This window comes from Acidobacteriota bacterium (assembly GCA_040754075.1).
GTDB lineage: Bacteria > Acidobacteriota > Blastocatellia > UBA7656 > UBA7656 > JBFMDH01.
Map to the genome: position 1 here is coordinate 111,021 of JBFMDH010000023.1, position 12,513 is coordinate 123,533.

The window sequence follows — 12,513 nt, forward strand, 5'->3', positions numbered from 1 at the left end:
AATCTTGAGCTTTGAGTAAAGGAGTAAACATGCCTGACTATCGGGAAGAAGCCACTCAAGCGTTGGAGGTCGAGCGCGTTAGAGCCTTCATAGATAAATATACGGCGGATGCCAATTTCTGGGAATGGTTGAACACCACCGCTGTTCCTTTAGGTCTGTTCTTCGCCATCGGACGAAACCTCACGCCACACGAGGAGATGTATAAATTATCCGGCAGCCGACAATTAATTCTCTGGCAATATCGCGTCGCCTTGGAATGTGACAAAGCTGAAAGAAGAAGTCCCATCATGACCCGGCTGGATGAAATCAGCATACAAACTGCGTTTCGCTCTCCTTCAAACCTGCTCATCGCAGAGGCGGCAACCGAGGTCTTAAATTCAGCCAAATTATCCGGTCTGCCGTTTGAAGCGCAAAAAGCGGTCTTCCTGTATTACCTACTTGCCGCAGCAGATTTCCCGGAACTAAGAGAGACCGTCATTCGCGTCATTACAGAAAGCGTTGATTTCTTTTTAAATCGCGCCTTTCTTTCTGCCGCCGTATCCGCCTATCAAGGCTCGTTGGTGAAGTTGTTGGCGTTGGCATGCCTGCAATCGGCTGACCGAGCCGAAGACATCGCAAAAATTATCGAAATCGCAACGGCACGCAAACGAAATGATTTATCGCCGAAAGATTACGCAACAGAAATTGTCGGCTGGTATGACGAAGTCGAGAAGCGATTGCTTGTGAATACCGATGCGCTGTATCCCGCGCCGCCGTTTATACCATTTTACAAATTAACCGACGTTTGAACAGGTTGGTATCCCATCAACTCAATCCGCTTTGCAGGATGCTCATGGGCAAGATAATTAACATTCATTTCGGACACGGACTCGGCGATTGTACCTATTTCGCGCATCAATTGCCGCTCTATGTCCGACGCGGGTATGACATTCTGCTGTCCTGCAATCCCGACAAAAGACTATTATTCGAGCCTTGCGGCATCAACATCACTCACGAAAGAAACGGTGCGCCGCAGGTCTCCTGGGATGAATCAAGCCCGGTCGGCACACTCACAGCGGGCAATTATTACATCTGCAATAAAGCCGCCAGCAACCTCGGCAAAGCCCCGATGCCGGACATCGGTTCGCCTAAAGATTTATGGCAAGAGTTCTGCGACGTCAAACTCGACATCTTTCCCTTGATTGGCGAAACGGTTTGGCAAGAAGTTAGAAAATTTCTTGCCGCCTTGCCGCGCCCGATTATCCTGCTTCACACCATCGGCAATTCGTTTCAAGAGAGCAAAAGCCTCTCTCCCGATTTAACCCTTGAACTCTATCAAAAACTTTTGGATCGTTTTGACGGAACATTAGTGCTGTTAGATTGGGATAATCGCGTGCCAAGGCTGGCGAGCTTTCGCGTCCGACACCTCACCGATGATTGGAAATGGATTGATGTTCCCACCCTGATTGCGCTTATCGAAGAGGCTGATTTGCTCATCGGCATCGACAGCGGTCCCCTGCATCTGGCGCGTTATACTAAAACGCCCGCTATCGGAATCTTTCCGCACACCTATCATTATCCGGCGCGCATTACCCTGCCGCGCGATAATCAATTAGCCATCGTGCCGCGCAACAGCACCATTGAATGGAATCAAAAAGCGCGCCTCGCTTATAACATCGTTCATTGCGAAGGCGATGCGGTGACTACCGATTTCATTGCCGAAAACGCCATCAAAATGCTTGGCAAACCGCGCTATTTAAGCGAACGCCTTATTGCCGCCGATGTTCAATTGCAGCAATTCGTATCAGACTGGGAACGCGGATATGGTAACGGACTCAGCCGCTATGTTGACCGTCACACAAGCTATGACAAATTGTTGCGATTGCTTAGCGAACGATTCGCCAATCCGTTGATTGTTGAAACCGGTTGCATTCGCGCCGCCGAAGACTGGCGGGGAGCCGGTTACAGCACCTATCTTTTCGGCGCTTATTTGCAACGCGCCGGTGGACAGTTGATTTCCGTTGACATCAATCCTGAGTATTGCGAATTTGCGCGCAAAGCAACCGATGAGATGACCTGCGCGCGCCTTGAATGCGCGGATTCAGTAAGCTTTCTTAAAAATTTCAACCAGCCGATTGATGTGTTGTTACTTGATAGCCTCGACACCGAAAATCCCAATTCTCATCAGCACGCATTGGATGAAACGCAGGCGGCGTTAAGGCATCTGCATCAACAATCCATCATTATTTTCGATGATACGGTTTATCGAAACCGCGAATTTACCGGCAAAGGGGCGCGCGCTGTTCCCTTTCTCTTAGCCAATGGTTGGGAAATCAGTTATTCCGGCTATCAAACGATTTTGCAGAGAAAAGCCATCATTCACTCCACGCAATCTAAACGAAAACTGCTATTGAAAACCCACCTGAGTCCCGGCGACATCATCACTTTAACGGCGGCTGTCCGCGATTTGCATCTGACGCACCCCGATAAATTTATCACCGATGTCAGAACCTCCTGCTCGGCGCTTTGGGAAAATAATCCTTACCTCGCGCCGCTTGACGAAAGCGACCCGGAAGTGGAATTGATTCAATGCGAATACCCGCTCATTCATCAATCCAATCAACTCCCGTATCACTTCATTCATGGATTTCGCTTGTATTTACAGGAACAGCTTGGCGTGAACATTGAACCGCACGCCTTCAAAGGCGATATTCATTTATCGGCATTAGAAAAAAGCTGGATGTCGCAGGTCGAGGAAAGCGCAGGATTAGGCGCGCGTTTCTGGATAATCGTGAGCGGCGGCAAATGGGATTACACAGCGAAATGGTGGGACATTGAGCGCGCTCAACAGGTGGTTGATTATTTTCAAGGTCGTCTGCGCTTTGTTCAATGTGGTGAAGGTGGGCATTTTCATCCCAAGCTGAGAGGCGCGCTTGATTTGGTGGGGAAAACCGATTTGCGACAAATCGTCAGATTGATGTATCACGCCGATGGGGTGATTTGTCCGGTGACCATGTTCATGCACCTTGCGGCAGCGGTTGAAAGCAAACCCGGACGCCCGCCCAATCGCCCCTGCGTGGTGATTGCCGGAGGTCGGGAACCTTCACAATGGGAAGCCTATCCGCACCATCAATATCTGCACACGATGGGCGCGTTGCCCTGTTGCGATAACGGCGGCTGTTGGAAAAGTCGCGTTGAACCGTTAAATGACGGCGACGAAAAAGACCACAGTCTATGTGTAAGACCGGTGACCTTGAATAGCGGGCGCAAACTGCCTGAATGTCTGAACATGATTACCGCCGAAGATGTGATTCGCGCGGTTGAAAATTATTTAATGTACGAGGGCAAGGAAAACTTAAAACCCCAATCGCCTGCCCGTCATGATTTTGAAAAAACCTGGAAAGCTCACAGGTGCCCGAATTGCGCAGCAGCAGTTGATCAAGATGATTTGTTTTGCGGTTTCTGCGGGCACCTGTTGAATGTCGTTGATGCCGACTTCACCGTTCAAAGATTCGGGATGGTGGGTGATTGACCATCGCGGATGATTGAAAAGCCTGACCGCAAAAAGTCATTCATTTTTTTCACAGGAGGCAACTATGCAACCGACTGCGCCTGATGCCAGCCCTTTACAAGCTTTGCTTGGCTCTTTAGCTATCTTCTTCATATTCGGTTTAATTTTTTATCTGTACTTCAGCATCACGCTGATGATTATTGCGCGCAAAAGCCACACGCCGAATGCTGCCTTCGCCTGGTTTCCCGTACTCAATCTGATTTTGATGTGTCAAATCGCCAGGCGTTCAGGCGCATTGGTGTTGTTGATGTTGATTCCGCTGGTCAATATCTTTGCGTTTGCAATTGTCTGGATGTCGATTGCAGAGGTGCGCGGCAAGCCTTCCTGGATAGGAGCCTTAATTCTCTTGCCCGTAGTCAACCTGTTTGTTCCGGCATACCTGGCATCGGGTGAAGCCAGAGACCCGAACGCCCCGACCGCGCCGCCGCGTTGTCCTCATTGCCAAGCGACGCTTGAACCGTCGGAAACTTTTTGCGGTGAGTGCGGCAACCCTGTGCCGATGACTGCTGCGCCTGCGCGAGCTGCAAGCGGCAATACCGCGCTTGTCGGTTTAGCGGTGGGCGCAGTCGCCTTACTCATCATCGGCGTCGTCGCCTGGTTTTTCCTGTTTCGCGAAATTCCCTACACCCCGCCCAATCGGCAACAACCGCAACTGCCGCAACGCGCTGAAGGCACCATGAGCGAGTTTCCCGTGGACACCGCAACCACCGCCCAGGCTAAACCGACTGCGGTGGTGACGCAAAATTTCGGACAACAAGGCGGCTCAACAACCGTAAAGACACCGAAAGAATGGTTGCCGCCGGGGGTTGATAAAACTGCGATTACGCGAAAAGCCGGAGCTATGACTTCGGCAACTTATCGTCCGCAAACCCAAGTTGCGACCACTTCCGCAAATGCCAAATCGGGAACGGCAACGGCGTCAACCAGCGATAGCGTTTACGTGCATGTTCTGGATGCGCCGGCGGATTTTGGCAATGAAATCGCCGATACCGTGAGCGGGACGATGCGCGGCGACCGAACCGGCGTCAAAGTCAACAGCCCCGACGGTGACATCTATTCAGGCTCGCGCATACGCAATGCGCAAACCGTGGTTTATGTGTTGTCGAAACAAGCCGGAAACATCGTGATTATTATTTATTCGCCCAATCCTGCCTTGCAGGAAACCGCCGACCGTTTGGCGCGCAACGTCGGCAATGGCGAAGGATTGAATGATTACCCGGAAGTTAAAAGTTCATTATGGACGCTTCCGGCAAGACCGCCCGCAGATTTGGCGCTGCAAGAAGTCAATACCTTTACATCCGAAGATTTTGACCGCGCCATGAATGAGGTTGAATCGGGTGTGGGTAAAAGCGATGCCGAAGCGCAAAAAGCGTTAGCGCAATTGCGAATAATCTTGCCTGAACGCATGACGGTGGCGCGGTATCTTGATGGCGCGCGCAAAGAGTGGAATGTCATCAACTGCGATTTTGTTTCGGCTCGCAGAGCCTCGAATACCTGGATGTTTTTACGTTGGACGATTGGTTTGACTGCCATGCGCTCGGTGTCAGTCGGTAACGAAGAGGGGCTTCTGGCAGAAGACAGTGGCGAACGAATTTTGTTTTACAAAAAAGGTCCTTACATTGTCATCATCTCCAGCCCATCGGCTGCATCGTATGACAAATTACTGGCGCTCGCGGGTGGGTTTCAGATTTGAATTTAGAAAATGGCATTAACTGAACTGCCTGACTTTATTCAAAAACTCGCGCAGTTTCTGTAAATCTTTTCTGCCGGGTTCAGCCTCAACGCCGCTGCACACATCAACGGCGAAGGGGCGCACGAATTGAATCGCTTCGCTGACATTCGCACTCGTCAGACCGCCTGCCAAAATAATCGGCGCGATTTTTTGCGCTTCAATAGCGATGCGCCAATCAAATCGCATGCCGGTGCCGCCATATTCGCCTTTGACTTTGGCGTCTAACAAAAACGCGCTCGCGGAAAATCTGGTCAGTACATTGATGTCGAAATCTTCGCCGACGCGAAAGGCTTTGATAATTTTTACAGGCAACAAATCACCAATAAATTCGGGCGTTTCATCACCATGCAATTGCACGGCATTGATGCCGGTTTGCTCAACGATTTGATTGATGCGCACTGCGGATTCATTGACAAAGACGCCAACACAACTGACAAACGGCGGCAAGCGATGAATGATTTTCCGCGCTTCATCGGGCGCAAGGTAACGCGGACTCTTCGTCCAGAAGTTAAAGCCAAGCGCGTCCGCGCCCTGTTCAACAGCCGCGCTGGCTTCGACAAAAGTTCGGATGCCGCAAATTTTAACTCGTACCTTTGACATCAGTTTCTTGCCAAACAATTCGCATCAATTATCAAGCTTGTTGGATGAATGGTTCGCTAATATGCCTTCGCGAAAATCGTTTGCTCATTTGCAGGCTTGCCGCAACGAATGCAAACGCCTGCACCCGGCTCTTGCTCCAAAGGAATGCAGCGCGTCGTCGCTTTGGTCTCTTCTTTGATTTTCGCTTCACATTCGGCGTCGCCGCACCAGTGACAAAGCGCAAAACCTTTTTCAATTGCTGCCTTGAACGCTTCATAATCTTTCGGCTGCTCGGTGTTCGCTTCACGAAAGGCGAGCGCCTTATCAAACAAGGCTTTTTGAATGGTGACGAGCATCTCTTTGACGCTTGCGGTTAAGCCGTCTCGACTGACAAACGATTTCCCTTCTTTGCCGATCTTATCGCGCCGCGCCAAAACGACGGTGTTATTCGCCACGTCTTTCGGACCAATCTCTATGCGCAGCGGCACGCCGCGCATCTCCCAATCATTGAATTTGAATCCCGGCGTCATGCCTTCGCGTTCATCCATTTTCACGCGAACCTCGGCGTCTACAAGTTCCGCGAAAACTTTTCGCGCCAACTCCATCACCGTAGTTTTCTCTTCATCGGTTTTGTAAATCGGCACAATGACGACTTGAAAAGGCGCAACTCGCGGCGGCAACACCAAACCTTTATCGTCGCCATGCACCATAATGATTGCGCCGATGAAGCGCGTCGAAAGTCCCCACGAAGTCGTCCAGCAATGTTGCAATTCGCCTTTATTATCAAGGTATTTTATCTCAAACGCTTTGGCGAAATTCTGTCCGAGATTGTGCGAGGTTCCCGCTTGCAGAGCTTTGCCGTCGCCCATCATCGCTTCAATCGAATAGGTGCGGTCGGCTCCCGCAAAACGTTCGGAATCAGATTTGCGACCGGGTATCACCGGAATCGCCGCTTCGTTTACCGCAAAGTCCGTATAGACATCGAGCATCTGGCGGGTTTCAAATTCAGCTTCCTCCAGGGTCGCATGCGCCGTGTGCCCTTCCTGCCAGTAAAATTCCAGCGTGCGCAAAAAGAGTTTGGTGCGCAGTTCCCAACGCACCACGCTGTTCCACTGATTGATGAGCAACGGCAAATCTCTGTAGGATTGAATCCATTTGGCAAACGAATGTCCGATGATGGTTTCCGAAGTCGGGCGAACGACTAGAGGTTCTTCCAAGGTTTTGCCGCCGCCGATGGTGACGACCGCGAGTTCCGGCGAAAAGCCTTCGACGTGCGAGGCTTCTTTTTCGATGAAGCTTTTCGGAATGAATAAAGGGAACGCGGCATTGACGTGCCCTGTGGCTTTGAAGCGTTTATCAAGCGCCTGTTGAATATTTTCCCAGAGCGCCCAGCCATAAGGGCGCACAATCATACAACCGCGAACCGGCGCGTAATCTGCAAGTTCGGCTCTCAGTACCAGTTGGTTATACCACTCGGCAAAATCTTCACGGCGTGAAGGCAATTTCTGATCGGACATTTGCTCTCCTCAAATCTATTTAATCATCAAATAAGGCTTTTAATGAATTCCCAATATCTTTCTGCCGCATGAAATGTTCACCGATTAAAAAAGCATCGTAGCCTGCGGCTTTTAATTTTTGAATATCTTCGCGGGTGGTGATGCCGCTTTCGCTCACCAGTGCCGCATTCGTCGGTGCGAGCGCGGCGAGGCGAATCGAAGTTTCTAAATCAACATTAAAGGTCGTCAGGTCGCGGTTATTGACACCAATGATTTTTGCATCTGCTTGAATGGCGCGGCGCATTTCGTTTTCGGTGTGGACTTCGACTAAGGCATCGAGGTTGAGTTCGGCGGCGCGTTTAATAAAAGCCGCAAGCAACTCATCATCAAGTATCGCGGTGATGAGCAAGATGGCGCTCGCGCCAGAAAGACAGGCTTCATAGATTTGATATTCATCAATGATGAAATCTTTCCTGAGCAGCGGCACATCGGTTTGTGCATGGATTTCCTGCAAATAATTCAACGACCCGGCGAAGAAATCTTCTTCCGTCAGCACGCTCATCGCCGCCGCGCCCGCCGCCGCGTATTCTCTGGCAATCTCCAGGTGATTGAAATTTTCGCGAATCACCCCTTTTGACGGCGAACGGTGTTTGACTTCGGCAATGATATTGGTTTGGTCTGGTCGAGAGATGGCGTCACTGAATGAACGATGGGTGATTTCAGCTTTCGCGCAGGCGTCAACCAATTCGCTAAACGAGGTGCGCGGTTTCGCCTGTTCAAGGCGTTCAAGGCGTTTCGCGACGATGCGGTCAAGGATGCCGCCTGCCGAAAGAATGCCTTTAAATTTTTTCGGGTCTGCTGTCATTGCAAAAAAGAATTTTGATTTTAGCGTCGCGTTTATTTGCGCTTTGGTGGAATCGAATAAGTCACGGTCGCATGGGCGACAGGTTCGGCTTCGCCATCCGAAAACATCGTGACATCGCCAACCGCCAGACGTTTCCCCAATTTGAGTAATCGCGCTTTGGCTATCACGTCTTTTGCGGGTGTGGTTCGCAAAAAATTGATATTCAAATTGGTCGTAAAGGTGCTGGTTTCGGGTCCAATCATCGCTAAGATGACTACGAACATCGTTGTGTCGGCAAGCATCATCAGGGTAGGCCCGGCAATCACTCCGCCGTGCCGCAAAAATTTCGGTTTAAAATGCAAACGGGTTTGCGCGAACATCTCTTCGGCGTGTTCGACTTTAAAGGCGAGTTTCGCTCTATCCCCGGCAAAATGGGTAGCGATGAAATCTTCAATTTCGGGCGCGGTCATCTTCAACATTCATCGTTCCTCATTTCGCTTTGACAAAATTTTCAAGCAGGCGTTTGCCGTGATCGGTCATAATCGATTCGGGATGAAACTGCACCCCTTCGACAGGGAATTTTTTGTGGCGCAGTCCCATTACAATTCCGTCAGGCGTGGTTGCTGAAACTTCCAGACAATCGGGCACGCTGTCTTTATCAACAATCAACGAATGATAGCGCGTGGCTTTGAAGCGATAAGGCAAGCCGCGAAAAATCGTTTGGTTATCGTGACAGATTTCCGAAATTTTTCCGTGCATCAAGTAAGGCGCGCGAATGACTTTGCCGCCAAACACCTGTCCGATGGATTGATGCCCAAGACAGACGCCAAGAATCGGAATTTTACCGGCGAACTCTTTAATTAAAGACAGGGTGATGCCCGCGCTATCGGGCGTTCCCGGTCCCGGCGAAATCACCATTTTGTCGGGTTTCAGTTGGGCGATTTGTTGCAGGGTGATTTCATCGTTGCGATACACCTGAACGTCCTGTCCCATTTCACCGAGATATTGCACCAGATTATAGGTAAACGAATCGTAGTTATCTATTACTAAAATCATCCCGCGTATTGTAGCATAGCAAATGAGTAAGAAAAGCAGACCCGGATTTCCGCACATAAGATTGTGAAAGTTGTCGCATTGGCTTGTCCAATAAATTTCAATTATGATTTCTCAATACGGAGGGAATAGATATGGCAACACCTGCCAAAGGTAATAAAAAAACCTATATTTTAAGTGAGAAAAAATTAAGACGCGCGCAAAAATTGCTTGGAACCAGCAATGAAGTCGAAACGATTGAACGCGCTTTGGATGAAGTCATTGCTGAACGTGAAAAGAATCGTCGAGCGTGGCTGGCTACCGAACGCCTCTTAAAAAGTAATATTGAAGTAAAGGACGTATTTGGACGGCTGGACAGTTGATAAACCATGTCGGGAATTCTATTCGATACATCGGTTTATATTCATGCTTTGCGACAAGGAGAGCGCGCCATTCTTTCGCTAAGGCGCGCAGCCCGCGCAAACGATAAGCGAACTCGACCCTTATGGCTCAGCGTGGTGGTTCTCGAAGAACTTTATGCAGGCGCGGTAGACGCCAGAGCGAGAAAAGCTTTTGCCCAGATGGAAAGGGATTTTGTTAAAGTGGGGCGATTGTTAGTTCCATCAAGAAATGATTGGATTCTCGCGGGACAAATTCTTTGTCAGGTTGGCTTGAAATACGGTTTCGATTTAATCGGTAGGGCGCGGCTTACTAATGATGCGTTGATTGCCATGTCAGGAGCCAACAATGGCATTACGATTATTACACGAAACCCCAATGATTACGCGCTACTTTCAGAGTTTCGCCAATTTGACTGGGAAACTTTTTAGATTCGCTTAAAGAATTTATTTCTACTTAAGCTCATTATTGAACTCCGCATAAACTATATGTCGAAAAAAATTCTCGATAACGACAATTGGGTGAGCCTGTCGCCCAATGGCATCGGGTATACCAAACCCAATCACTATCTCGAAATGGCAAAAGTCATCTGGCGCAATCGCGATGAATTGCCGTTTGCGTGGCGCATTTTAACTCAGGGAGTTTGCGATGGCTGTGCGCTTGGCACGACCGGCATCAGAGATTACACGCTTGACGGCGTACATCTTTGCATGGTCAGGCTCGACCTCATGCGGTTGAACACCATGCCGGCGCTTGATGTAAAACATTTTTCCGACCCCGAACGACTTGCCAAAATGACTGCCAAAGAGTTGCGCGAACTCGGTCGCCTTCCCTATCCCATGATTCGCCGTCGCGGCGACGCCGGTTTCACGCGCATCAGTTGGGATGAAGCGACGAACACGATTGCTTCACGAATTCAAACCACAGACCCGCGTCGCTTTGCGATGTACCTGACCTCGCGAGGGCTGACGAATGAAACTTATTACGCGGCACAAAAAGTCGCGCGCTTTTTAGGAAGTAATAACGTCGATAATTCATCGCGCATCTGTCATGCGCCTTCGACTGTGGCGCTCAAAAAATCTGTAGGCGTAGGCGCTTCGACCTGTTCATATAAAGATTGGCTCGGCACCGACCTGTTGATTTTTTTCGGCAGCAATACGCCGAACAATCAACCGGTCACCACGAAATATATTTACTATGCCAAACAACAAGGCACGCGCGTCGTAGTCATCAATCCGTATCGCGAGCCGGGGCTTGAACATTACTGGGTGCCATCGGTTCCCGAAAGCGCGCTATTCGGAACCAAAATCGCCGACGAATTTTTTCAGGTTCACACGGGCGGCGATCAGGCGTTTATTGCGGGCGTGTTGAAACATCTGATTGATAATGATTGGACGGATAACCAATTCATCAAGCAATACACATCAGGCTTCGATGACCTGAAAACGGCTCTGGGAGCCAGTTCCTGGGAACTGCTCGAACAATCATCGGGCACCACACGCGAAGCGATGCTCCGATTTGCGCGCATGTTAGGCGAAGCCAAATCCGCAATTTTTGTCTGGTCAATGGGCATCACCCAACATCGCAACGGCGTCGTCAATGTCCGCGCCATTGCCAACCTTGCCCTGGCTCGCGGCTTCATCGGTCGCGCCCATTGCGGACTGGTTCCGATTCGCGGGCATTCCGGTGTGCAGGGCGGCGCAGAGGTCGGCGCGGTTCCCAATCTGTTTCCCGGCAGTGTCGCGGTTGATGAAGCGGGAGCGAAAAAGTTTTCTGAGCTTTGGGGGTTTGAAGCCCCCGCGTGGAAAGGGATGAATTGCGTTGAGATGATTGACGCGGCGCATCGCGGAGAAATCGATTGCTTCTATCAAATCGGCGGCAATTTTCTGGAAACCTTACCTGACCCGGATTATGTGCGCGAAGCGGTTCAAAAAATGCCGTTTCGCGTGCATCAGGATATTGTCCTGTCACCCCAGATGCTGGTTGAGCCTGCCGATACGGTGGTCTTGTTGCCTGCCGAAACCCGTTATGAACAGCGCGGCGGCGGCACGGAAACTTCAACCGAGCGACGAATTTATTTCAGTCCCGAAATCAACGGACGTCGCATCGGTGAAGCAAAACCGGAATGGGAAATTCCAATGCTCGTTGCCGAAAAAGCGAAGCCGGGGTTGGCGCGCTTGATTCATTTCAAAGACGCGCAAGCGATTCGCGAAGACATTGCCCGCGCGGTTCCCGCTTATGATGGGATTCAGCATCTCAAGCAAAAAGGCGATATGGTGCAATGGGGCGGTGAACGACTTTGCGAAACCGTTGACGCCAACGGACATTCAATTCCGCATTTTAAGACCGAAAATGGCAAAGGGAATTTTTATGCCATCACCATTGAAAGCGAATCGCTAAATGACAAATTGAAACTTTCGACGCGACGCGGCAAACAATTCAACAGCATCGTGCATAAAGACCGTGACCCGCTCAATGGCGCGCATCGCGGTGATGTGTTAATCAGTCGCGAGGACGCTGAACGATTGATGATTAATGATGATGATGAAATTATTCTGCGCAGTCGTGCAGGCAAGTTGCGCGGGCGTTGCCGGATTGCGCCAATCGCAAAAGGCAATGTGCAGGTGCATTGGCCCGAAGGAAATGTTTTACTGGAACGTGGCATCACCGACCCGGAATGCGGTATTCCCGATTACAATACCTGGGTTGAAATTTCACGCGCTGAATCGACAACAGATTAATGGAGAAGTCATGAATCAATGGTTCGGACAAAACTAAGCGGCAATAACCGCATAATTTCGTAACGAATCGTATTCAGGATGATTTTTTATCAAACTTGGCTCCAGAGCTAACTTTGAAATAATCATCTCCAGAAACTGTT

At 50.1% G+C, this 12,513-nt stretch carries 11 protein-coding genes; 6 read left to right on the plus strand and 5 right to left on the minus strand.

Annotated features, from left to right (window positions below; translation table 11 throughout):
• The first annotated feature begins 29 nt into the window (after positions 1-29).
• The 3 genes from AB1757_21955 to AB1757_21965 all read left to right on the plus strand — a co-directional run bounded on the left by AB1757_21955 (position 30) and on the right by AB1757_21965 (position 5,243).
• The gene (locus AB1757_21955) at positions 30-788 is read left to right on the plus strand and encodes a hypothetical protein (GenBank protein ID MEW6129719.1); all 759 of its coding nucleotides are present in this window, start codon (positions 30-32) and stop codon (positions 786-788) included.
• A 44-nt stretch (positions 789-832) separates the two neighbouring features.
• Positions 833-3,511: a glycosyltransferase family 9 protein gene (locus AB1757_21960; GenBank protein ID MEW6129720.1), complete on the plus strand. Its 2,679-nt coding sequence runs from the start codon at positions 833-835 to the stop codon at positions 3,509-3,511.
• A gap of 64 nt (positions 3,512-3,575) precedes the next feature.
• Positions 3,576-5,243, plus strand: a complete 1,668-nt coding sequence (locus tag AB1757_21965) for a DUF5684 domain-containing protein (protein ID MEW6129721.1) — start codon at positions 3,576-3,578, stop codon at positions 5,241-5,243.
• Positions 5,244-5,258: 15 nt separating this feature from the next.
• Here the strand turns inward: AB1757_21965 and AB1757_21970 are convergent, their stop codons facing one another.
• From AB1757_21970 to AB1757_21990, 5 genes are read right to left on the minus strand one after another with little or no spacing between them, the layout of a single operon-like run.
• Complete coding sequence (locus tag AB1757_21970; protein MEW6129722.1) at positions 5,259-5,882, minus strand: phosphoribosylanthranilate isomerase; 624 nt, start codon at positions 5,880-5,882, stop codon at positions 5,259-5,261.
• A gap of 56 nt (positions 5,883-5,938) precedes the next feature.
• Positions 5,939-7,378: a proline--tRNA ligase gene (gene proS, locus AB1757_21975; GenBank protein ID MEW6129723.1), complete on the minus strand. Its 1,440-nt coding sequence runs from the start codon at positions 7,376-7,378 to the stop codon at positions 5,939-5,941.
• Between the two features lie 19 nt (positions 7,379-7,397).
• The gene (gene trpC, locus AB1757_21980) at positions 7,398-8,222 is read right to left on the minus strand and encodes an indole-3-glycerol phosphate synthase TrpC (GenBank protein ID MEW6129724.1); all 825 of its coding nucleotides are present in this window, start codon (positions 8,220-8,222) and stop codon (positions 7,398-7,400) included.
• Positions 8,223-8,254: 32 nt separating this feature from the next.
• Entirely contained in the window at positions 8,255-8,680 is a 426-nt protein-coding gene (locus AB1757_21985) for a PaaI family thioesterase (GenBank protein MEW6129725.1), read from the minus strand.
• A 10-nt stretch (positions 8,681-8,690) separates the two neighbouring features.
• Positions 8,691-9,257, minus strand: coding sequence for an aminodeoxychorismate/anthranilate synthase component II (locus AB1757_21990; protein ID MEW6129726.1), 567 nt, complete (start codon positions 9,255-9,257; stop codon positions 8,691-8,693).
• Between the two features lie 131 nt (positions 9,258-9,388).
• Between AB1757_21990 and AB1757_21995 the strand changes: the two genes are divergently transcribed.
• Genes AB1757_21995 through AB1757_22005 form a run of 3 tightly spaced genes read left to right on the plus strand, consistent with a single transcriptional unit; the run spans position 9,389 to position 12,373 of the window.
• Entirely contained in the window at positions 9,389-9,616 is a 228-nt protein-coding gene (locus tag AB1757_21995) for a hypothetical protein (protein ID MEW6129727.1), read from the plus strand.
• A 6-nt stretch (positions 9,617-9,622) separates the two neighbouring features.
• Positions 9,623-10,063, plus strand: a complete 441-nt coding sequence (locus AB1757_22000) for a type II toxin-antitoxin system VapC family toxin (GenBank protein ID MEW6129728.1) — start codon at positions 9,623-9,625, stop codon at positions 10,061-10,063.
• A gap of 57 nt (positions 10,064-10,120) precedes the next feature.
• Positions 10,121-12,373 (plus strand): FdhF/YdeP family oxidoreductase, encoded by a 2,253-nt coding sequence (locus tag AB1757_22005; GenBank protein ID MEW6129729.1) that lies wholly within the window; start codon positions 10,121-10,123, stop codon positions 12,371-12,373.
• Positions 12,374-12,513 lie beyond the last annotated feature (140 nt).